Origin of the sequence: Nitrobacter sp. TKz-YC02, assembly GCF_049852135.1 — a bacterium.
Classification (GTDB): Bacteria; Pseudomonadota; Alphaproteobacteria; order Rhizobiales; family Xanthobacteraceae; genus Nitrobacter; species Nitrobacter vulgaris.
Genome location: NZ_CP180728.1, coordinates 2,266,785 through 2,287,923, shown reverse-complemented (window position 1 = coordinate 2,287,923; position 21,139 = coordinate 2,266,785). Strand labels below are relative to the sequence as shown.

Sequence of the window (21,139 nt, the reverse complement as noted above, 5' to 3'; positions counted from 1 at the left end):
GGATTATGCCCCGCTTTAACAGAGCTGTCGGTTGGAAACAAACCATGCGGATGGAAGGTCGAACAGGGTGTATACTTATAAATTCGGATCGTTCGCTTCAGAGGGATTGTGTTGAAGAAGTCGCCTTTCGGTCTGGAGTGATCTTACGTCGAGGCAAGCCGTAGCGTTTGAAGGCGGTCGTAACCGATCAAGCGGCCAAGATCGGTGCGGTGGCGGGGATCAGCTTGGCCAGTTTTCTCAAGTTCTGAGCGGTGGCGGCGAGCAGGAACTCGTCATGTGCGCCACATGGGCCGCGCAGTCGCAGTCGGTCGAGCTTGAGGATGCGTTTGAGGTGGGCGAAGCACATCTCAACCTTCTTGCGCTGTCGCCGCGAGGTTAGATAAGCGGCGGTCTTGGCGATGTGGCGGGCGAAGTCTCTTGCGCCCTCATGGATACTGCGAGGCACTCGCCGCATCGGGGTGTTAGGGCTGCAACGAGATTTAAGAGTACAGGCGGAGCAGTCAGCCTTGCTGGCGCGGTAGAACAAGGTGGCGCCGTCGTTCACCAGCGTTCCCTTCGTCGTTAGGTTCTTGCCGCCGGGACAGACATAGATGTCGCGCTCATGGTCGTAAATAAATTCGTCTCGTGAGAAGGTCCCGTCGGTGCGTTGGGATTTGTCGAACACCGGCACGTGCGGCTCGATACCTTCTTCGTTGACCAGCCAATCGAGCATCTCGGCTGAGCCATAACCCGTATCGGCGGCGAGACGCGCCGGCTGAAGATCGAAGCGATCGTGGGCTCGCGTGATCATGGTCTTGGCGGCTGTAACCTCGGCCTGGCGTACGGCGCTGGATGCCTCCACCTCAACGATGACGGCATGATCAAGGTCGATCAGGTAGTTCGTCGCGTAGGCGAAGAACGCGAGGCCGCCGTTTGCCGCGGTCCACCGCGCGGCCGGATCGACGGGCGCGAGATATTTCGGCGCGACGGACGTCGCCGCACCGAAGGCTGCGTCATCTAGCACCGCCAGATACTCACGAACTGCGCGACGAGATCGAACTGGATCTAGCTCCTCGGCGCCCTGCACCCCGCTTTGGCGGTTGGCGTCGGCCTTGATCAGACTGGCATCGACAGCGAAGCTCTCACCGCCAACCAACCCCTCGGTCATGCAGCGACGCACCACGGTCTCGAACACATGTCGCAGCACATCGCTGTCACGGAAGCGGCCGTGCCTGTTCTTGGAGAAGGTTGAGTGGTCTGGCACGTCGCCATCGAGGCCTAATCGGCAGAACCAACGATAGGCGAGGTTCAGGTGGACTTCCTCGCACAAACGCCGCTCCGATCTGATGCCGAAGCAGTAGCCGACAATCAGCATCCGGATTAGCAGCTCCGGATCAATCGAGGGGCGACCCGTCGAACTGTAGAACGCTGCCAAGTGCGCCCGCACACCCTGCAGATCGACGAACCGGTCGATCGCCCGCAGCATGTGGTCCGCCGGCACGTGCCGCTCCAGCGAGAATAGATAGAAAAGCGCCGCTTGATCGATTCGCCGTTCACCCATCATGGCTTCGCCCCAGGCTTGGATGCCTGAGTGAATCAGCGCTTCTGACCGTTCACAACCCGGAGTTTTTCAACACAATCGATCCAAAGCGGTCATCCTCTTGGCGTTCGTGCCATAGCTTCGGCTACGGTATGATCGTATCAATGCGCAAAACGGGGGGCGCGACCCCATGCATGTTAACTTCAAAAATAGTTCTTTGTTGATTCTGGCGATTACAGCCGTCGCATGTTCGAGGACAATGTTTGCATTCTTCAATGACCCTGAGGGCCCAAATCTCCTCGTGGTTATTGGGATGGCCGCTGCCATCTACCTCGTGTCTTCAGCAGTCTATCTCTCAAACCTCTACCCGTCGCTTACAGGGTTCAAAAGAAGTTTGGCGACGATTTTCATCCAGATATTCATCACAACGGGCTTTTACTTGGGATTGCGCTGAGATCGATCTGGAGCCGCGTGATATGCGTAACTTAATGAACGCTATTGGCCCCTTTCGGAGTGACGCGATGTCGGATTTGAATTTGTTGCGTGCACAAAGGCGGACTCCGCCGGTCGTTCGAGTTCATGAGCACACGCCCTAGCGCCGCTCTCGCGAACGGCTTATCGTCATCCTCATGCGTTTGAAATCGAGCATTTGGGTCGCCGCCTACCTGCGCCGTTGCCAGTCCGAGGGGGTTTTCGGAGCGGTATGCCGCCGGGGAGCTGATGAGGCCGGCGCTGTCTTCGTCAAACTGGCGTTTCTCGACGGCAAAGCGATGCTTTACGGCCCTGCGCCGCAAGCCGTATACGACGACAGCCGTCCCGTTGAACGTGTATTCGCTCCGTCTTCAGCCGAGCCCATCGCCGAGCAGGCGGTCAATGAGCGCCTGGAGAAAGAAGTTCGATTCGATCCGGATGCCTGGATCGTTGAAATTGAAGACAAAGCAGGGCGGCATTTTCTCGACCTTGCGTCGAAATGATGAATTCAGCTTACCAGACGTTGCCGCGACGGTGGGCCGCAGCTTTGTGACCCGATAAGACTTTTCTTTTGACCGGCGCTACCCATTTTATGGGCCAGATCCTGCCGAAAAGAAAAAGGAACAACTTATGAAATTGGCTAAGCGGGCGTCTGGCGCGATGAAGGCTTTTGCCGTCGTCCTGTCGTTGGCGCTTCCCTTGATATTAGCGGTCTCTGCAGCGGATGCGCGTGTCGGCGGTGGCAGCAGCTATGGATCGCGCGGCTCGCGGACCTTCTCCGCGCCGCCGGTCACCAATACCGCGCCGAACGCGGCGCGTCCGCTCGATCGCACCATGAGCCAGCCCGGCCGTCCGGCCGCCGGTGCTGCGGCTAACCGGCCGGGTATGGGGATGCTCGGCGGTCTCGCTGCCGGATTCCTCGGTGCGGGACTATTGGGTTTGCTGTTCGGCGGTGGCCTGTTCGGCGGCCTCGGAGGCCTGTCGTCCATCATCGGCCTGGTGCTTCAGATCGGCCTGATCTATCTCGTTGTTCGCTTTGCGATGTCGTGGTGGCAGCGGCGCAATTCGCCGGCTTATGCTGGACCGGCGCCTGGGCCGGCTGCTGCTCAAACGAATGCCCGCAGCGGTCTTGGTTTCGGTTCGATGTCAAGCGCCGCGCCGCTGGAAATCACGCCGTCCGACTACGAAGCTTTTGAGCGCCTGCTCGGAGAAATCCAGGCCGCGTGGTCGAACGAGAACGTCAACACCCTGCACACGCTGGCAACGCCGGAAATGGTGTCATATTTCACCGAAGATCTCCGGGCTAACGACGCCCGCGGCGTCGTCAACAAGGTGTCGGACGTCAAGCTTCTGCAGGGCGATCTCGCAGAAGCTTGGCGCGAGGGGGTTACCGATTATGCCACGGTGGCGCTGCGTTACTCGTTGATCGACAAGACCATCGAGCGCGCCAGCGGCCGCATCGTAGAGGGCAGCGACCAGCCGCAGGAGGCGACCGACGTCTGGACGTTCGCGCGTCGGAGCGGAGGAAAATGGGAGTTATCGGCAATCCAGCAGACCTGACCGGTCAGGACGGTCATTCAAAAGAAGGCGCCGCGATAACCTCGTGGCGTCTTTTTGTTTGCGTTGAATGAAGAGCCTTGGTTTGGGCACGTTTCACGCGAACCGAAAGTTACTTCGCTCGAAAACGTTGTAGAAAAAGTGCAGCGTTTCAGAAGCTGCGTCCGTCAATAGGTGTCAATTTGAGACGAGACAGATCGAGACCGTCGATGCAACTCACATTGAGAGCGACCACTTCAGTCCCGTCCGGCTTTTTGCCGCGCGCGAATACCTCAACACCGCAGTCGATGCAAAGCTGATGCCGGATCACGTGCTTGTTGAACAGGTACTCCTTGAGATTATCTTCGCCCGCCCTGAGTTGAAAGTCTTGTGGCGCAAGAAAGGTGATGTGCAGTCCCTTCTTGGTGCAGATCGAGCAGTTACATGCGGTCACCATGGCAAGATCTGTTGTGCACTCGAAGCGCACCTGACCGCAATGACAGCCGCCGGTGTATGTTTTCACGTCGGGCATTTGGCTCTCCGGTCCAGAACGAACGGATCAGACTACCAGATTCCGGGCAACAATCGGTAGCGGACTTGCTCGGTGTAATCCCGATAGTTCGGCAAGCCGGCGAGCAGGGTGCTTTCCTCGATCACCACACGCCCTGCGAACAACCCGATGAAGATCGGTGTGATTGTGGCGCCCCACCATGATCCCAGCAGCAGCGAAACCCCGAGGAAAAAGAAGATCGCCCCGCTATACATCGGATGCCTGACAAGCGCGTAGGGGCCTGTGCGGATCACTTGATGTCCGCGCTCGGCCTGTATCTTCACCACCGGCGCTGCGAATGCGTTCTCCCGCATCGCCCAGAACGAAATAGCAAGCGACAGCATGAACAGCACGAAGCCGAGAACCTGAAATCCGGCACTCATGCCCGACCACAGATAACGTTGATCGAGCCCCATGACGATCAGCCAGATCATGCTGACCAGCCCCATTACCAAGATGAAGACCTTGTCCGCCTTCGGCTGGTCCTTCTGGATCATTGGGCGCATGCGTTCGGCCAGCAGCCCGGGATTGATCTTCACAAACCAAAATCCACCGACGATACCGAGAAAACCGAGCGTCGCGAGAAACAGCCAAGCGGCAGGCCAGTCCACGCTGCCTGCGGGGACAAACAGCAGCACGCCCAGTGTAACGATCCACACCGTGTTCTGGGTCATCAACCGGCGGGTCAGGTTGCGCTCTTCATCCATGCGTCCACATTACCACATTTCGCGACAAACCTGCGACAGGAAGCAGAGAATTGGTTCCTTTTCGGGAAAGGCTGAAAATCGTTGGTTCGTCACTCGTCGTTGCCGCGGGATACCGCGATGGCGGCGCTGGTTTTGGTGCGGGTACAATGCATGTTCAGCCGCCGATAGCGCGTCTGTACGTCGTCGCCGTGTAACAGGCCCATGCGCTTCATGCATCGGGTGACGCCTTTCAATGTATCAGCGATCGGTATCGTGAAGATAATGGCAGAGGCTCGCGCCACCAGATCGTAAAACTCAGGTTTCGGCTTGCGGCTATCTGTGCCGGCGATCAGTTCGTTGGTGAACTTGCGGTTAGGACAACCGAGGATCAACTGCGTGGTCGCGGAATGCGACAGGAAAATAGCGTTGGCGGCGGTCTTGCCGACATGCAAGCCGTCGATCTGACTTTTAAGTTGTCCGGCCAGATCGTCACAGCGATCAGCAAGGGCCGGTAAAGGGGCAAGCATCGTTGCTGCGGCAATATAAAGGCTGGTGAGGCAGCGGCGCAGGCTTGTCATTCAACGATCTCCCGAAGGAAATAATCCAAGCTGGTTGGTGCTCGCGGATAAATCGGCTCGGCTACATCGGTGATCATATAGTCGAGATGGTTTAGGATCGAGAAATGCGATCCGATCTTGGATCGCTCTGGATGTAGATATCATCGAAGACCGCTTTTGGCCTGATTGATCCGAGAGAATTCTACCTCTAACAATGCTCCGCGAGAGCACAATTGTCATTCAAGCCTCTAAACGCGAGTTGCTTATTGCAGAAACCAAGGCGAAGATAAACCCATATGCGGTGGGGAAGGGTAACTCGTATGGACGGAGACACCTGACAATAGGTGTGGAATCATGCAAGACCAGCGTATCCACGAAGCCTGCCATCATCATTGAGCATTTCAGTTTAGCCCATCATGCCTGACATATCTCCGAACAAGCCTTATCGTATTGGCCGCTCCCGCACGGGACTCGGTCTCTTCGCCACAAAACCAATCAAGAAGGGCACGAAGATCATACGGTACATCGGGCCGCTGCTCGACTGCAACAAGGAGAAGGACGACGCGGTCGAGAACAAGTATCTCTTCCAGGTCACCAGCCGCTGGACCATCGACGGCTCGCTGCGCAAAAACATCGCACGCTATATCAACCACTCCTGCAAACCGAATGCGGAGTCGGACGTCCAAAAGATCAAGCGGCGCGTCGATATTCGCGCCATCAAGGACATCGCGCCCGGCGAGGAAATCAACTACGATTACGGCACCGACTACTTCAAGGAGTATTTGAAGCCGATCGGCTGCAAGTGTGACTCCTGTGAAAAAAAGCGCAAAAAGTTGCGTGCGGCGGCGCGCCAGGAAAAGATGCAGTCACGGGCGAGGGCCGAAAAGCGCGCAAGCGTCGGAGGCAGTCGTAGAAAGCTGAACGGGCATAAGGCGCGCTCCGCCGCTCCAAAGAACTCGAAGGCGCTTTCGACAGCTAAGGGCGGAAGATCAAAGAAACGTTCATAGAAAACGGTGCCAATCATCCTGTTATCGCTTTCAGTCGGCCATCTTAATCTTGCAATGGTCGGGTATTCAAAGCCGCCTAGTTGTGCCGTTTGAGAACGGACATGGAGTACGCGGCCATATAAGGCGCAACGCCACGGCGGCTTCGTGAATGACCGCTTCGCCGAGTTGCTTCCGGTTTTTTTCGCAAGACCCCGCGCTGTCCCGCCACCCAGCTTGGAACGCATGATCAGTCATGTGTTGGGGAATGGTGAAAAATCCCACTATCGCCCTGAAACCTGCGTTCCCGACAGACTATATCTCGGCATAAGACTAGAGCGAGAAGAGGAATGTGTGTGGTGAAGATCCGCTCGCATCTCGCTTTAAAAGAGATACGGGCCAGCACATGGGAGCAGGACCATGACCGCCAACATCGTGGGATGGGCGCATACGCCGTTCGGGAAACTGGACACCGAGACGGTCGAAAGCCTTGTGGTGAAGGTGGCAACCGACGCGTTGGCCGATGCCGGCGTTTCCGCAGGCGAGGTTGATGAGATCTTGCTCGGGCATTTCAATGCCGGTTTCTCACCACAGGATTTTACCGCGGCTCTCGTCCTGCAAGCCGATCCGGAACTCCGCTTCAAGCCGGCGACGCGGGTGGAGAATGCCTGCGCCACCGGGTCGGCGGCGGTGCATCAGGGTGTCCGCGCGATTGCGTCCGGTGCGGCGAGGATCGTGCTGGTGGTCGGCGTTGAGCAGATGACGCGGACGCCCGGTCCGGAGATCGGCCGCAATCTGCTGCGCGCCTCCTACCTGCCCGAACACGGCGATACCGTCGGCGGTTTTGCCGGCATTTTTGGCAAGATCGCGCAAGCCTATTTCCAGAAATACGGTGACGCTTCGGATGCGCTGGCGATGATCGCAGCGAAGAACCACAAGAATGGCGTCGCCAATCCTTACGCGCAAATACGCAAGGATTTCGGTTACGACTTCTGCCGTTCCGAGAGCGAGAAGAACCCGTTCGTGGCGGGGCCGCTGAAGCGCACTGACTGCTCGCTGGTATCGGATGGCGCGGCCGCGTTGGTGCTGATGGATGCTGACATCGCCAAGTCGGCGCGCAAGGCGATCAGCATCCGCGGGACTGGCCACGCGCAGGATTTCTTGCCGATGTCGAGGCGCAACATTCTCGAGTTCGAGGGTTGCACGGTGGCTTGGCAGCGGGCGCTGGCGAAGGCCGGCGTTGCGCTATCCGATCTCTCTTTTGTCGAGACTCACGATTGCTTCACCATTGCCGAACTGATCGAGTACGAGGCCATGGGTCTGACGCCCAGAGGGCAAGGGGCGCGCGCCATCAAGGAAGGTTGGACGCAGAAGGATGGCAGATTGCCTGTCAATCCGTCAGGCGGTCTGAAAGCCAAGGGTCATCCGATCGGCGCCACCGGAGTTTCCATGCATGTGATGAGCGCAATGCAACTCGCAGGCGAGGCACCCGATGGCATGCAGATCAGAGGCGCCAAACTCGCCGGCATCTTCAACATGGGTGGCACGGCAGTTGCGAACTATGTTTCGATCCTTGAGCCGGTTCGATAGTTTCTAAAGCGCGCATCGTTCAAGACGCGCAGCGAATAAGAATACAAGGATCAGAATGTCACGACTGAACTCTTGCAAACGAGCCGGGAGGGAGCATGCGTACCATCGGGCACTTTATCGGCGGCAAGAACGTCAAGGGTACATCGAAACGTTTCGCCGACGTGTATCAGCCGATGACGGGCGAGGTGCAGGCCAGGGTCGCATTGGCATCGAAAGCTGAATTGCGCGAGGCCGTGGAGAATGCCAAGGCTGCGCAGCCGGCGTGGGCCGCGACCAGTCCACAGCACCGAATCCGCGTGCTGATCAAGTTTCTCGAACTAGTGGCGCGCGACAATGATGCGATGGCGGAACTGCTCGCCCGCGAACACGGCAAGACCATTCCCGACGCCAATGGCGACATCTTCCGCGGCGTGGAGGTCGTTGAATACGCCATCGGCATTCCCGAGCTGATGAAAGGCAGTTTCACCGAGAACGCCGGTCCCGGCATCGACAGCTATTCGATGCGCCAGCCACTTGGCGTCGTCGCCGGAATTACGCCGTTCAACTTCCCTGCAATGATTCCGATGTGGAAGTTTGCGCCGGCCATCGCCTGTGGCAACGCCTTCATCCTGAAACCCTCCGAGCGCGATCCAAGTGTGCCGATGCGGCTGGCCGAACTTATGTTCGAGGCCGGTTTGCCGTCCGGTATCCTTAATGTCGTGAACGGGGATAAGGAGGCGGTCGACGCCATTCTTGACGATCCCGATATCGCGGCAGTCGGCTTCGTCGGCTCCTCCTCAGTCGCGCATTACATTTATTCTCGTGCCGCCGCGACGGGCAAACGGTGCCAATGTTTTGGCGGTGCCAAGAATCACATGGTCATCATGCCTGACGCTGATATGGATCAGTCGGTGAATGCGCTGGTAGGGGCGGGTTATGGCGCAGCCGGTGAGCGCTGCATGGCGGTATCGGTTGCGGTGCCGGTCGGCAAAACAACTGGCGACCGGTTAATGGAGAATCTGATCCCGCGCGTGGAGAACCTGAAGATCGGACCGTCCACCGATGCGTCTGCCGATTTCGGTCCGCTCGTCACCAGGTTGGCACTGGAGCGTGTCAGGAACTATGTCGAGATTGGCGTCAAGGAAGGCGCCACGCTGGCGGTCGATGGTCGCCGCTTCAAAATGCAAGGCTACGAGAACGGCTTCTACATGGGTGCTTGCCTGTTCGATAACGTCACCAGGGACATGCAGATCTACAAGGAGGAGATTTTTGGTCCCGTGCTTTCGGTGGTGCGCGTCAATGATTTTGACGAAGCGGTGGCTCTGCCCTCTGAACACGAATATGGAAACGGCGTGGCGATCTTCACGCGCGATGGCGACGCTGCGCGCGAGTTCGCCTCACGCGTCCAGGTGGGCATGGTTGGCATCAATGTGCCGATCCCGGTACCGGTCGCCTACTATACGTTCGGTGGCTGGAAGCGCTCGGGCTTCGGCGACCTTAATCAGTACGGTCCGGATTCAATTCGATTTTACACCAAGACCAAGACCGTCACCTCGCGCTGGCCTTCCGGTGTCAAGGAAGGGACGCAGTTCGTGTTCCACAGCAAGTGATCGGTAGGGATCGCGTATGCAGTTCGCGCTGACTGAGGATCAGATCGCTGTCCGCGATATGGCGCGCGACTTCGCCGCTGAGAAGATCGCGCCGTTCGCGCTGAAATGGGATGAGGAGAAGCACTTTCCGGTCGCGACGATGCGGGAGGCAGCGGCGCTCGGTATCGGTGGCATCTATATTCGGGATGATGTCGGCGGCTCAGCCTTGAGTCGGCTTGATGCTGCGCTCATCTTCGAGGCGTTGGCGCAGGGTTGTCCCACCGTATCGTCGTTCATTTCGATCCACAACATGGCGTCGTGGATGATCGATGCCTATGGTTCAGACAAGCAGCGGCGCAAATGGCTGCCGAAACTCTGCACCATGGAGCTGCTGGCGAGCTATTGTCTGACTGAACCTGCTGCGGGATCGGATGCGGCTGCCTTGCGGACCCGCGCGACGCGTGATGGCGATCATTACGTTGTCGACGGACAGAAGCAGTTCATCTCCGGCGCTGGTGCCAGCGATCTTTACGTCGTTATGGTGCGCACCGGAGATGACGGGTCTGGCGGTATCTCGACGCTCGTGGTCGAAAGCGATACGCCGGGTGTCTCGTTCGGCGCCAACGAACGCAAGATGGGATGGAACGCGCAGCCCACCAGGGCGGTGATTTTCGAGCGCGCGCGGGTGCCGGTTGTAAACCGTCTTGGCGACGAGGGCGTCGGGTTCAAGATCGCGATGGCCGGACTCGACGGCGGACGGCTGAACATCGCCGCGTGTTCGCTCGGTGGCGCGCAATCGGCGCTCGACAAGACGCTCGTCTACATGAAGGAGCGCATGGCTTTCGGGAAGCGGCTCGAGGAATTCCAGGCCTTGCAATTCAAGGTCGCCGACATGGCGACCGAGCTGGAAGCGGCACGAACTTTTCTGTGGCGTGCGGCTTCCGCGCTGGATCGGGAGGATACTGATGCCACCATGCTGTGCGCGATGGCAAAGCGGCTCGCCACGGATGTTGGATTCGATGTCGCCAATCAAGCGCTGCAACTCCACGGCGGCTACGGCTACCTCAGCGAGTACGGCATCGAGAAGATCGTGCGCGATCTGCGCGTCCATCAAATTCTCGAGGGCACCAGCGAGATCATGCGCGTGATCGTGTCACGCAAGCTGATCGAGGGTACGCGATGAGGGGTCTTGCAGACGAGCCGGATCTGATCGTACGGCGCGAGGGGAGCGTGGGCGTCGTTCGCCTCAATCGTCCGAAGGCAATCAATGCCGTCACCCTGGAAATGTTTCGCGAGATGCACAAGGCGCTGGACCAGTTCGAGGCAGACCCCGCCGTCGGTTTGGTTCTTCTTGAGGGCGCCGGCGAGCGCGGCTTGTGCGCGGGAGGCGATATCCGCTCGCTCTGGGAGAGTGCGAATGTCGGGGGCGATCTCGGCAGGGTGATGTGGCGGGAGGAATACACCCTCAACGCGCGGATTGCGAAATTTCCAAAGCCCTATGTCGCCTTCATGGATGGCATCGTGATGGGCGGCGGCGTCGGCTTGTCGGCGCATGGTAGGCACCGCGTCGTCACCGAGAGAACCAGGCTCGCAATGCCTGAGGCCGGTCTCGGCTTCTTTCCGGATGTCGGAGGCACCTGGCTGTTGTCGCGTGCGCCCGGCGAGATCGGGACCTATTTCGGGTTGACCGGCCAGAACATGAACGGGCCGGATGCGATCTACGCAGGCTTCGCCGACGTAGTTGTGCCGTCGCGAAAACTTGCCGCGTTGCGCGAGGCGCTGATTGATCTCGGCGCTAGTGCGGATTCAGCCCGCGTGAAAGCAACGATCGCAGGTTTTACGAATGGCGACGCCGGCAGTTCTGTCGCGGCCATCCGGCCGCGGATCGATGCATGGTTTGCCCATGGTCGAATGGACGATATCATGGCGGCGCTGCAACGCGACGGGTCCGAACTCGCGCGGTCAACCCTCAAGACTCTAAACGAGAAATCTCCGCGCGGTCTTATCGTGACGTTAAAGTTGCTGCGGCTTGCGCGCGCCTCGGCCACGCTGGAGGAATGCCTTGCACGGGAATATCGTGCCGCGCTCGCAGTCTTTACGAGCAACGATTTTCGCGAAGGCGTTCGCGCTGCGATCATCGACAAGGATCGAAATCCAAAGTGGTCGCCGTCAACGATCGAGGAGGTTACACCGGAGATGATTGCGCCGTACTTTGCGAATGTCGGTGCGGACGAACTTGTGTTCAACTAGATATAAGAACAAGCAACCTCGACTGGAGGCAGTATGGCGGCCATTGCGTTCATCGGTCTCGGCAACATGGGTGGACCCATGGCGGCCAATCTCGTCAAAGCCGGCCACAGGGTGGTCGGTTTCGACCTCGTTCCGGAGTCGAGAGATGCGGCCAAAACGAATGGCGTGACGATCGCCGGCAGCGCAAGGGCTGCGGTGACAAACGCGGACGTCATCATCACCATGCTGCCGATCGGGAGGCATGTGGTGTCGGTTTGGACAGATGTCATGCCCGCAGCCACCAGGGGCGCGCTGATGATCGACTGTTCGACCATCGATGTCGAAAGCGCCCGGCGGGTCCATATGCTGGCGGCCAGGGCTTCCCTGCATTCGGTCGATGCGCCGGTCTCGGGAGGCGTCGCGGGCGCCCGGGACGCGACGCTGACTTTCATGGCTGGCGGGGAAGTTGAGTCCTTCGAGGCGGCGAAGCCGTTTCTTGAAGCGATGGGCAAGAAGATCATCCATTGCGGCCGTGACGGAGCGGGGCAGGCCGCCAAAATCTGCAACAACATGATCCTGGGCGTCTCGATGATCGCGGTGGGCGAGGCGTTCGTGCTTGCGGAAAAGCTCGGCCTGTCTCATCAGGCGCTGTTCGATGTCGCCTCGACCGCGTCGGGCCAGTGCTGGTCGCTCACGAGCTACTGTCCGGTGCCGGGGCTGGTTCCGACCTCGCCCGCGAATAACGACTACAAGCCGGGCTTCGCTTCGGCGATGATGCTCAAAGACCTGACGCTTGCGCAGGAGGCGGCGAAATCCGGCGGCGTGGTGACGCCGCTTGGACAGCACGCGCAGGACATCTACAAGGCGTTCGATGCGGCCGGAAACGGGGGGGTCGATTTCTCCGGAATCATCCGGCATATCCGCGCCCTTGCGGAAAACATGGGTGGCCGATGACGACGCGAGGGTGACTTTCTAAAACTTCGAGAGCTCAGGGCTCGGGTCCAAAGCGGGGGAGGCGTAAGCTGTGAACGAGGTCTGGAAGCAACCATCGGTCTCGCTCGAAGCCTACAGGCAAATGATCGGTCAGGAGATCGGCGTTTCGTCATGGCACCTGATCGACCAGAAGCGGATCGATCTCTATGCCGACGTGATCGAAGACCGTCAGTTTATCCACGTCGACCCCGAGCGGGCCAAGGAAACAGCGTTTGGCACCACCGTTGCGCATGGATTCCTGACCATGTCGCTGCTCAGTGTCATGTCGCATGAGGTGATTCCGCCGGTCGCCGGTGTGACCATGCGGGTGAACTATGGCTTTGACCGACTCCGGTTCATATCGCCGGTCAGATCTGGATCGCACGTCAGGGGCCGCTTCACGCTCACCGAGGCTACGCTTCGCAAGCCCGGCGAACTGCTGTCGCGCACCGCCGTCAGCGTCGAGATCGAGGGCGAGAAGCGGTTGGCGCTTGCCGCCGACTGGCTCGCCCTCCTGTACTTTTCCTGACAGCGCGGAACTAGGGCACATCTTTTTTCGATGCGTGACGTCCTCCAAACCCAAGCTGCGATTTTGGGCGCTGGTCCCGCCGGCCTGATGGCTGCGGAGGTTCTCGCGCGCGGGGGCGTGCGCGTGACCGTGTTCGACGCCATGCCGTCGGCGGGCCGCAAGTTTCTGATGGCGGGGCGCGGCGGCCTCAATCTGACGCACAGCGAGCCGCTGCCGCAATTTCTCGCGCGCTATGGCGCGGCCGTACCCTATCTCAAGCCGGCCATCGACGCGTTCACGCCGGAGGCGCTGCGAAAATGGGCCGACGATCTCGGACAACCGACTTTCGTTGGGTCGAGCGGCCGCGTGTTTCCGAAAGCCCTCAAAGCGTCTCCGCTGTTGCGTGCGTGGCTCATGCGGCTTGATACGCTTGGCGTGACGCTGGCGCTGCGGCATCGCTGGATGGGCTGGGATCACGACGATCGTCTTAAGTTTCAAACGCCTGACGGCGAGCGCATGGTGGTGGCAGATACGACGGTCATGGCGCTTGGCGGCGCGAGTTGGCCGCGACTTGGCTCCGATGGCGCGTGGGTCGAACAGCTCGAGTCCAGAGGGATCGCCTTGTCGCCGCTGCGACCGGCCAACTGCGCGTTCACCGTGGCATGGAGCGGCATCTTCCGTGATCGCTTCGAAGGCCAGCCACTGAAGAACGTCGCGCTGTCGTTCGGTTCATGCACAGTGCGCTGCGAGGTCCTCATCACGCGTGACGGCATCGAGGGTGGGGGAATCTATGCCCTCTCTGCGATGTTGCGCGAACACATCAACGTTGCGGGGAACGCCGTTCTGCACATCGACCTCCGACCTGATGTGCCGACGGATCGACTCGTCGTGCGGTTGAACGTGCCGCGCGGAAAACATTCCATGTCTAACTGGCTGCGCAAAGCTGCTGGCCTTGCGCCGGTCACAATCGGACTATTGCAGGAAGCGGCGATGGCTTCCGGACAGCAGCCGGGAACGATGTCGCCGCCAGCGCTTGCGGGGTTTATCAAGTCGTTTCCGATCACGCTGACTGGCATCGCGCCGATCGCGCGCGCGATCTCCTCCGCTGGAGGAATTGCGTTCAGCGAGCTTGACGGCGACACCATGATCCGCCGTTTGCCGGGCGTGTTCGCCGCCGGGGAAATGCTGGACTGGGAAGCGCCGACCGGCGGCTATCTGCTGCAGGCCTCGTTCGCGACCGGTGCGGCGGCCGGGCGAGGCGCGCTGAAGTGGTTGCGGCATTAGTCTGGCTCTCAGGCTTCCTCGATCTCCTCGCGGAGCATTTCCAATTCGAGCCAGCGATCCTCAGCTAATTGCAACTCTGTCTGCGCCTTGGCCAGCGCGCCGGAAGCCTTGTCGAAGGCTGCTCGATCCTTCGCATAGAGGTCTGGATCGTCGAGATGTTGCTGCTGCTTTGCGATCTCGGTTTGAAGTTTTGCGATGGATTTCGGCAGCGTCTCGAGCGCATGTTTCTCGTTGAAGCTGAGCCGCCGCTTGCCGGGGGCGGCTGCAGGTGCGTTCTTCGCGGAACGCTCTATCTCAGACGCCGGAGCGGATTTCGGCGCCTCGCGCTTCAGATCGGCGCCGCGCTGCGCCAGCATGTCGCTATAACCGCCGGCGTATTCGACCCAGCGGCCATTGCCTTCGGGGACGATCACCGAGGTCACGACGCGATCCAGAAAGTCGCGGTCGTGACTGATGAGGATGACGGTGCCCTCGTAGTCGCCGAGCATGTCCTCCAGCACGTCGAGCGTTTCCAGATCGAGATCGTTGGTCGGTTCGTCCAGCACAAGCAGGTTGGATGGCTTTGCCAGCGCGCGTGCCAGCATCAGGCGTCCGCGCTCTCCGCCGGACAACGCCTCAAGCGGAGTTCGCATCTGCTCCTGGGCGAACAGAAAATCCTTCATGTAGCTGACGACGTGCTTCGACTTTCCGCCAACCATGACGTGATCGCTGTGCCCCCCGGTCAACGCCTCCATCAGCGTCGATTTCGGGTCGAGGCTTTCTCGGTGCTGGTCAAGCGTCGCCATTTCGAGATTGGCGCCGAGCCGGATCGTGCCGCCATCAGGCGGCTCCGCTCCAGTGAGCATGTTGATCAGCGTGGTCTTGCCTGCGCCGTTAGGGCCGACAATGCCGATACGGTCGCCGCGCTGGATACGGATTGAGAACTGATCCACGATCGTTCGCTCATAGGACTTTCCGATGCCCTTTGCCTCGATGACGAGCTTTCCGGACTTGTCGGCCTCGGCCGCGGCGAGGTTCGCGCTGCCGGCCGTGCCGCGATAATCGCGGCGTTGCCGGCGCAGTTCATGAAGCCCGGCGAGCCGCTTGACGTTGCGCTTGCGCCGGCCCGAGACCCCGTAACGCAGCCAGTGTTCCTCGGCTACGATCTTGCGGTCGAGCTTGTGCTGGTCGCGCTCCTCTTCGGCCAGAACCTCGTCGCGCCATTCCTCGAAATTAGCGAAGCCCCGGTCGATCTGCCGGACCCGGCCGCGATCGAGCCATGCGGTGCTGCGCGAAAGGTTGGCCAGGAAGCGTCGGTCATGGCTGATGAGAACCAGCGCGCCGCGCCGCGCGCCGAGTTCACCTTCCAGCCATTCGATGGTGGTGAGATCGAGATGGTTGGTCGGCTCATCAAGCAACAGGATGTCGGGCGAGGGCGCGAGCACGCGCGCCAGCGCAGCGCGTCGGCCTTCTCCGCCGGAAAGGTGCGCGGGATGCTCCGCGCCAGTGAGGCCGAGCTGTTCGACCAGATAGCGCGCTTGATAGGGATCGTCGCCGGGGCCCATCCCAGCCTCGACATAGGCGAGCGTGGTTTCAAAGCCGGAGAAATCCGGTTCCTGCGGCAAATAACGTACGGTGGCGCCGGGCTGCACGAAGCGGCTGCCGCCATCAGACGCCATGAGGCCTGCCGCGATCTTCAAGAGTGTTGATTTGCCGGAGCCGTTACGACCGACCAAGCAAAGCCGTTCGGATTCCGATACCGTGAGTTCGACGCCGGACAGCAGCGGTGTGCCGCCAAATGTCAGCGCGATATCTTTTAGCTGAATCAGCGGCGGCGCCATCGTCTCAACCCTGCTGTGTCGCGCAGGTGCGCTGGATACGGCGGATGGTTTTGTCGAGCTCCGACAGGAATGCGGAGCGGTCGCGTGGCTGGAACGAGCGGGGGCCGCCCGTCACTTCGCCGCTCGCGCGTAGGTCGGTCATCAGGTTGCGGACTGCGAGCGTCATCCCAATCGACTGCTCCGTGAATGGCTTTCCGTTCGGCGCGATCACGCTCGCGCCCGCCTTGACGCAGCGGCTCGCCAGCGGAATATCCGCGGTGATGACGATATCATTCTTGCCGGCGCGTTCTGCGATCCAGTCATCGGCAGCATCCATGCCCGGCCCGGCCGCAATTCGCTGGATCAAGGAGTCGTCAGGCACACGGATATACGTACCTGCGACCACGATGACAGGTACGCTGTGACGTACCGCGACGCGATAAATTTCGTCCTTCACCGGACACGCATCGGCGTCAACGTAGATGCGAATGGAGGTCAATGGCGGATCATCAGCTGCGCGGACATCATGGCAACGCGTGTTACTCCATGTGAGAGATGATTGCGAGCGGGCGAGCCAAGCCTCCGATTGGCGCACAAGAAAGTGCATGCTGCCGTCAACGATATCTGTGGTTGTACGAATTGATTTTGCGACGCAATAAAGCGGGAAAGTTGTAAAATTGCTTGGCTTTTGATGTTTTCCTGTTTGCTCCCGGTCGAATCATCCGGGTAATCCGAAAGACACTGATCTAGGAGGTATGGGCGGTTGCGCTGGCGATCTGCGCTGCTAAACTTCCGGAAAAAATATTGTTTCGAGGCCTCTCGAATGGCCGCGGAAAGACGGATACTTGGATGATGAAATCCAGCGTTGCGTTGATACCGGATCGCGCGACAGCTTTCTGGGATTGGAAGCCGCGATGACTGCGGCGAGCGCTATCCGTTCTTCGCCGAGCGCCGATGCCGGCGTTTATGCTGCCCTCGATCTCGGCACCAATAATTGCCGGTTGCTGATCGCCTCTCCGACAGGCGGCAGCTTTCGCGTGATTGATTCGTTTTCGCGAATTGTCCGGCTAGGCGAAGGCATCTCATCGACCGGGCATATCAGCGAGGCGGCGATCGAGCGGACTATCGCCGCGCTCGCCATATGCCGCGACAAGATCCGCGTCAGGAAAGCGGGCCGCCTGCGGCTGATCGCGACAGAGGCGTGCAGGGCGGCGTCGAACGCCGAGAATTTTTGTAGCCGCGTCGCTGCCGCCACGGGCATTCAGCTCGAGGTGATCGATCGGGAGACGGAAGCCGCACTTGCGGTAATCGGCTGCTCGCCGCTGGTTCATCCGAAAGCGAGCGGCGCGATCCTGTTCGACATCGGCGGCGGCTCGACGGAGCTCGTTCGCATAGAACGCCGTCGCGAAGGCGACCTGCGCACCATGGCTTGGATGTCGCTTCCGGTTGGTGTCGTAACGCTAGCCGAGCGTTTTGGCGGGCACGACATAACGCCGCAATCTTACGCTTCCATGGTGAATGAGGTCACCGGCCATCTTGCGGTGTTTGCGGCTGCCCATGGCCGCGATCTTTACGGAATGCACCTTCTCGGCACCTCGGGCACGGTGACGACGCTTGGCGGTCTCCATCTCGGCCTGGCGCGCTACGATCGCCGCAAGGTTGACGGTATCTGGATGAACGATATCGAGGTGACCCAGGTCATCGCGCGGCTCTGCGGCATGGATTATGAAAAACGGGTGGCAAACGGCTGCATCGGGATTGAGCGTGCTGATCTGGTTCTGGCGGGCTGCGCCATCCTGGATGCCATTCGACGAGCCTTTCCCTTGCCGCGTCTACGGGTAGCGGATCGTGGTCTGCGGGAGGGTATGCTGGTCGAAATGATGCGCGAGGATGGCGCATTCAACGGAGCTGACGCCCAAAAGGATGTTTCTCCGGATTGCCGGGCGTGACCCGGTAATCTATCCTGATCGGCCGAAATCGAGAGGGTCGTCTAGACACCTGAATTCCGGCATGATAGTTCCCGGCAGCGAAAGGCTGGGGATAATGCGTCGGCGGCTGGGGCGATTTCTTCCGATCGTCATGTTTGCGATGCTGGTGCAGATATTTGCACCCATCGCCGCATGCTTGGCATTCAGCACCGTCTCCGCCGTCCCGCTAGCGGGTACGATATGTTCGCACGGCTCGAATACGAGTTCTCCGCAAAACCGTGAGACCGACCCGCAGCAGACGCAAGGCGTCTGCTGTACGTTGTGTGTCGTCCACGCCGCGACCCCACCTCCCGACCCGCAAGCGGCTGCTGTCAGCTTCGCACGTGACGCAACCGCCGTCGTCTGGCGCGGCCTGGGATTCGGGTTGCCGCCATTCGCGGTTGCCTCCCACGCGCAGCCGCGTGCTCCTCCCGCCATTTCCTGATTCAGCAAATCCGCACGATCGCCGTGACTGCGGCGGTGATCCGGTCTGTTGGTTAAATGCTTAGGGCGATCGCCCGTATCGGGAATATCCTATGTTTTGCTCTCGTATCCTTTCGGGTGCCAGCGCGCTCGCATTGCATTCGGCGCTGCTCGCCGTTTGCACTGATGCTGCTGCTCAGACTGCCGCCCAGACACTGCCGGGCATCACGGTCGAAGCCCCGCGCCGCGCCCAAGCCAGTCCGCGCAAAAAGCGGTCGGTCGCCCACCGCGACGCTCCGAGATCATCTCCCCGACCGCAGCCGGCCGTCGTAGTAAGGCCGTCGCCAGTCTCTACAGATACCCAACTTGCGATCCTTCATCAGGCGCCGACCGGACAGCCCCAGACAACTATCGGCCGCGATCTATTTGCCAACAGGCCATCGTTCTCCGTGGCCGACGTGTTGCGTGACAGTCCCGGCATTTCCATCAAGCAAGGGAACGGTCCCAGGGACTTCGGCATCTCGATTCGCGGATCGAACGCGCGCAACGGCTTCGCCATTCGAAATCTGGTGATCTTTGATGACGGCTTCCCGGTCACACAGCCTGACGGACTGTCCCGCAGCGACCTGATCGATCCTCGCGCCTACGGGGCCATCGACGTCATTCGGGGGCCGTCGTCCGCACTCTACGGCAACTACGCGACCGGCGGCGCGCTGAACTTCAGGACCCGTCGCGGCGCCGAGATCAACGGCGTCGAGTACGGCGTCGATGCCGGGAGCTACGGATACCTCAACAACTATCTGACTGCCGGCAAGAAAGTCGGAAACTTCGAAGGCTCTCTGTTCGCAAGCGACGCGCGCGGCGATGGTTTTCTGGGCAACAGTTGGTTCAACACCCAGACCGTGAATTTCCTCGGAACATTACAGGCGACGCCGGACGATCGTTTCACATTCAAGCTGATCAACAACACGCTGGATACGCGTCTCCCGATCCGGTCATCGCTCAATCAATTCTACATCAACCCCTTTCAGCGAGGCTGTGAAACGGCCGCAACGGCCGCTCCCGGCTGCGGCACGATCACGTTGTTCAATAACGGCTTTAATGCAGCCAACGGGATCAGCCGCGAAACGGCGGAGCAGGCCAGGCTCGGCCGCAACGATCGCCGGACGATCGTTGGCGGACGCTGGGAGCATGATTTCGACAACCAGACCACCTGGCGCAACCAATTCGTGTTCGACGATCGCAATATCAACCAGCCGACCGGTACCACGAGCGCGATCGGCGATTACCCATCCTATAACTTCATGAGCGACCTCGTCAGGCGGAGCGATCTCCTGGGAATGGATTCCACCAGCTACCTTGGCGCGTTCTACAACACCCTGAGTTGGTCGGGTGACACATACAGTGTGGCGCCTGGAGGAACGCGCGGCCGACTACAGTCGAACGTCACCGGCGAGCACACCAACTATGGTGTCCGTGCGCGCGAAGAACTGCGGCTCACCAACTCATGGACCGCTATTGCCGGGATCGGGTGGGAGACAACCCATTTAAACGGCGTCAATACATCTTACACCTATACCGGGCAAACGGGTATTACGACTACGACCATCAGAAGCACGGATCGCCAATTCCAGAACACCGCGCCGGAATTCGCGCTTCAATACCGCGCGGACAAAGACTGGCTTCTCCGTGCGCGGGTCGCGACCGGTTACGGAACGCCACAGGTCGGCAACCTGTTCGTGCTGCCAAACGGCCAGAACGGCAATAACACCCAGCTCAATCCCCAAAAGAATCTCGGCTACGATCTCGGCTTTGACTGGACGCCGGACCCCACGATCAGGGTAAGCGCGACAGGTTTCTACGAGTTTTTCCGCGACGAACTGGTCACGCAGGCAACGCCCCTCAACTCGCCCAACTCAAGCTATACGTTCAACGCCCCGAAATCCGAGCACCGTGGCTTCGAACTCTTGGCGCAATGGCGTTTCCTGCCAAGTTGGCGTGTGACCACCGCCTATACCTATCTCGACCAGATCTACACGAGCTACACCGAGAATATCACCAATGGCGTTTTCGGTTTCAATCGCGCGGGCAACAAGATTCCCGGTATTTCGCCGAACGAACTGACGGCACGGCTTTCCTATGACCAGCTCTCGGGCGCGCTGAAAGGCGTTGGCGCGTTCGTCGAGTTTCAGTGGAGGGACGCATTCTATATGGACAATGCCAACCTCCTGAAAGCGCCCGGCTACGAACTCGTCAATCTCAATCTGCACTACGACAAGCCCCTGCAATCCGAGTATCTTAACTCGCTTCATGCTTATTTCGAGGTGCGGAACGTCTTCGACAGGACATATGTAGCGTCCGCCAATAACATCGCGAACACGGTAACCGGAGCGGGCGTTCAAAACCCCGCGAGCGTTTTGGCTAACACCGGCGGCTCTATCTATGCCGGGTCGCCGCGCATGTTCATCGCCGGAATGAGATTTGCGTTTCGATAGCA

At 59.8% G+C, this 21,139-nt stretch carries 19 protein-coding genes; 13 read left to right on the top strand and 6 right to left on the bottom strand.

Translation table 11 applies throughout. The features are described from left to right. Positions 1-187 precede the first annotated feature (187 nt). Positions 188-1,543: a transposase gene (locus tag ACM561_RS10870; protein WP_425905026.1), complete on the bottom strand. Its 1,356-nt coding sequence runs from the start codon at positions 1,541-1,543 to the stop codon at positions 188-190. Between the two features lie 605 nt (positions 1,544-2,148). Between ACM561_RS10870 and ACM561_RS10865 the strand changes: the two genes are divergently transcribed. Both ACM561_RS10865 and ACM561_RS10860 read left to right on the top strand, forming a co-directional pair. Then, positions 2,149-2,493, top strand: a complete 345-nt coding sequence (locus ACM561_RS10865) for a DUF1491 family protein (RefSeq protein ID WP_425905024.1) — start codon at positions 2,149-2,151, stop codon at positions 2,491-2,493. 127 nt (positions 2,494-2,620) lie between these two features. Next, complete coding sequence (locus ACM561_RS10860; protein ID WP_425905023.1) at positions 2,621-3,550, top strand: Tim44 domain-containing protein; 930 nt, start codon at positions 2,621-2,623, stop codon at positions 3,548-3,550. A gap of 148 nt (positions 3,551-3,698) precedes the next feature. Here the strand turns inward: ACM561_RS10860 and ACM561_RS10855 are convergent, their stop codons facing one another. From ACM561_RS10855 to ACM561_RS10845, 3 genes are all read right to left on the bottom strand, one after another. Further along, positions 3,699-4,058 carry a GFA family protein gene (locus ACM561_RS10855; protein ID WP_425905022.1) on the bottom strand — a complete coding sequence of 120 codons (360 nt, stop codon included), beginning with the start codon at positions 4,056-4,058 and terminating at the stop codon, positions 3,699-3,701. Positions 4,059-4,090: 32 nt separating this feature from the next. Further along, a complete protein-coding gene (locus tag ACM561_RS10850) occupies positions 4,091-4,783 on the bottom strand; it encodes a methyltransferase family protein (RefSeq protein WP_425905020.1) in 693 nt (230 codons plus the stop codon). 89 nt (positions 4,784-4,872) lie between these two features. After that, positions 4,873-5,340, bottom strand: a complete 468-nt coding sequence (locus tag ACM561_RS10845) for a hypothetical protein (RefSeq protein WP_425905018.1) — start codon at positions 5,338-5,340, stop codon at positions 4,873-4,875. A 395-nt stretch (positions 5,341-5,735) separates the two neighbouring features. Here ACM561_RS10845 and ACM561_RS10840 point away from each other — a divergent pair, with 395 nt between their 5' ends. The 8 genes from ACM561_RS10840 (at position 5,736) to ACM561_RS10805 (ending at position 14,453) form a co-directional block, all read left to right on the top strand. Next, positions 5,736-6,326 (top strand): SET domain-containing protein, encoded by a 591-nt coding sequence (locus ACM561_RS10840; protein WP_425905017.1) that lies wholly within the window; start codon positions 5,736-5,738, stop codon positions 6,324-6,326. Positions 6,327-6,722: 396 nt separating this feature from the next. Beyond that, the gene (locus ACM561_RS10835) at positions 6,723-7,892 is read left to right on the top strand and encodes an acetyl-CoA acetyltransferase (protein ID WP_425905015.1); all 1,170 of its coding nucleotides are present in this window, start codon (positions 6,723-6,725) and stop codon (positions 7,890-7,892) included. Positions 7,893-7,987: 95 nt separating this feature from the next. Further along, entirely contained in the window at positions 7,988-9,481 is a 1,494-nt protein-coding gene (locus ACM561_RS10830; protein WP_425905014.1) for a CoA-acylating methylmalonate-semialdehyde dehydrogenase, read from the top strand. Between the two features lie 16 nt (positions 9,482-9,497). Continuing rightward, positions 9,498-10,643, top strand: coding sequence for an isobutyryl-CoA dehydrogenase (locus ACM561_RS10825; RefSeq protein WP_425905012.1), 1,146 nt, complete (start codon positions 9,498-9,500; stop codon positions 10,641-10,643). After that, complete coding sequence (locus ACM561_RS10820; RefSeq protein WP_425905011.1) at positions 10,640-11,710, top strand: enoyl-CoA hydratase/isomerase family protein; 1,071 nt, start codon at positions 10,640-10,642, stop codon at positions 11,708-11,710. The genes ACM561_RS10825 and ACM561_RS10820 overlap by 4 nt, the downstream gene beginning before the upstream one ends. Before the next feature lie 33 nt (positions 11,711-11,743). Continuing rightward, complete coding sequence (mmsB, locus tag ACM561_RS10815) at positions 11,744-12,643, top strand: 3-hydroxyisobutyrate dehydrogenase (RefSeq protein WP_425905009.1); 900 nt, start codon at positions 11,744-11,746, stop codon at positions 12,641-12,643. Between the two features lie 70 nt (positions 12,644-12,713). Further along, positions 12,714-13,190, top strand: coding sequence for a MaoC family dehydratase (locus tag ACM561_RS10810; protein WP_425905007.1), 477 nt, complete (start codon positions 12,714-12,716; stop codon positions 13,188-13,190). A gap of 30 nt (positions 13,191-13,220) precedes the next feature. After that, the gene (locus ACM561_RS10805; RefSeq protein ID WP_425905005.1) at positions 13,221-14,453 is read left to right on the top strand and encodes an NAD(P)/FAD-dependent oxidoreductase; all 1,233 of its coding nucleotides are present in this window, start codon (positions 13,221-13,223) and stop codon (positions 14,451-14,453) included. Between the two features lie 8 nt (positions 14,454-14,461). Here the strand turns inward: ACM561_RS10805 and ACM561_RS10800 are convergent, their stop codons facing one another. Continuing rightward, positions 14,462-16,273 carry an ABC-F family ATP-binding cassette domain-containing protein gene (locus ACM561_RS10800; protein WP_425905004.1) on the bottom strand — a complete coding sequence of 604 codons (1,812 nt, stop codon included), beginning with the start codon at positions 16,271-16,273 and terminating at the stop codon, positions 14,462-14,464. Positions 16,274-16,277: 4 nt separating this feature from the next. Further along, complete coding sequence (locus ACM561_RS10795) at positions 16,278-16,751, bottom strand: YaiI/YqxD family protein (RefSeq protein ID WP_425905002.1); 474 nt, start codon at positions 16,749-16,751, stop codon at positions 16,278-16,280. A 415-nt stretch (positions 16,752-17,166) separates the two neighbouring features. Between ACM561_RS10795 and ACM561_RS10790 the strand changes: the two genes are divergently transcribed. The 3 genes from ACM561_RS10790 (at position 17,167) to ACM561_RS10780 (ending at position 21,137) form a co-directional block, all read left to right on the top strand. Next, the gene (locus ACM561_RS10790) at positions 17,167-18,201 is read left to right on the top strand and encodes a Ppx/GppA phosphatase family protein (protein ID WP_425909711.1); all 1,035 of its coding nucleotides are present in this window, start codon (positions 17,167-17,169) and stop codon (positions 18,199-18,201) included. A gap of 94 nt (positions 18,202-18,295) precedes the next feature. Then, the gene (locus tag ACM561_RS10785) at positions 18,296-18,664 is read left to right on the top strand and encodes a DUF2946 domain-containing protein (protein ID WP_425905001.1); all 369 of its coding nucleotides are present in this window, start codon (positions 18,296-18,298) and stop codon (positions 18,662-18,664) included. 91 nt (positions 18,665-18,755) lie between these two features. After that, positions 18,756-21,137: a TonB-dependent receptor family protein gene (locus tag ACM561_RS10780; protein ID WP_425904999.1), complete on the top strand. Its 2,382-nt coding sequence runs from the start codon at positions 18,756-18,758 to the stop codon at positions 21,135-21,137. The last annotated feature ends 2 nt before the right edge of the window (positions 21,138-21,139 follow it).

Excerpts from the sequence above, each read along its gene's own strand:
- ACM561_RS10835 (WP_425905015.1), top strand. The coding sequence starts at position 6,723 with ATGACCGCCAACATCGTGGGATGGGCGCATACGCCGTTCGGGAAACTG.
- ACM561_RS10840 (WP_425905017.1), top strand. The coding sequence starts at position 5,736 with ATGCCTGACATATCTCCGAACAAGCCTTATCGTATTGGCCGCTCCCGC.
- ACM561_RS10825 (WP_425905012.1), top strand. The coding sequence starts at position 9,498 with ATGCAGTTCGCGCTGACTGAGGATCAGATCGCTGTCCGCGATATGGCG.
- ACM561_RS10780 (WP_425904999.1), top strand. The coding sequence starts at position 18,756 with ATGTTTTGCTCTCGTATCCTTTCGGGTGCCAGCGCGCTCGCATTGCAT.
- ACM561_RS10850 (WP_425905020.1), bottom strand. The coding sequence starts at position 4,783 with ATGGATGAAGAGCGCAACCTGACCCGCCGGTTGATGACCCAGAACACG.
- ACM561_RS10860 (WP_425905023.1), top strand. The coding sequence starts at position 2,621 with ATGAAATTGGCTAAGCGGGCGTCTGGCGCGATGAAGGCTTTTGCCGTC.
- ACM561_RS10785 (WP_425905001.1), top strand. The coding sequence starts at position 18,296 with ATGCGTCGGCGGCTGGGGCGATTTCTTCCGATCGTCATGTTTGCGATG.
- ACM561_RS10805 (WP_425905005.1), top strand. The coding sequence starts at position 13,221 with ATGCGTGACGTCCTCCAAACCCAAGCTGCGATTTTGGGCGCTGGTCCC.
- ACM561_RS10800 (WP_425905004.1), bottom strand. The coding sequence starts at position 16,273 with ATGGCGCCGCCGCTGATTCAGCTAAAAGATATCGCGCTGACATTTGGC.
- ACM561_RS10870 (WP_425905026.1), bottom strand. The coding sequence starts at position 1,543 with ATGATGGGTGAACGGCGAATCGATCAAGCGGCGCTTTTCTATCTATTC.
- ACM561_RS10865 (WP_425905024.1), top strand. The coding sequence starts at position 2,149 with ATGCGTTTGAAATCGAGCATTTGGGTCGCCGCCTACCTGCGCCGTTGC.
- ACM561_RS10855 (WP_425905022.1), bottom strand. The coding sequence starts at position 4,058 with ATGCCCGACGTGAAAACATACACCGGCGGCTGTCATTGCGGTCAGGTG.
- ACM561_RS10845 (WP_425905018.1), bottom strand. The coding sequence starts at position 5,340 with ATGACAAGCCTGCGCCGCTGCCTCACCAGCCTTTATATTGCCGCAGCA.
- ACM561_RS10820 (WP_425905011.1), top strand. The coding sequence starts at position 10,640 with ATGAGGGGTCTTGCAGACGAGCCGGATCTGATCGTACGGCGCGAGGGG.
- ACM561_RS10790 (WP_425909711.1), top strand. The coding sequence starts at position 17,167 with ATGACTGCGGCGAGCGCTATCCGTTCTTCGCCGAGCGCCGATGCCGGC.
- ACM561_RS10830 (WP_425905014.1), top strand. The coding sequence starts at position 7,988 with ATGCGTACCATCGGGCACTTTATCGGCGGCAAGAACGTCAAGGGTACA.
- mmsB (WP_425905009.1), top strand. The coding sequence starts at position 11,744 with ATGGCGGCCATTGCGTTCATCGGTCTCGGCAACATGGGTGGACCCATG.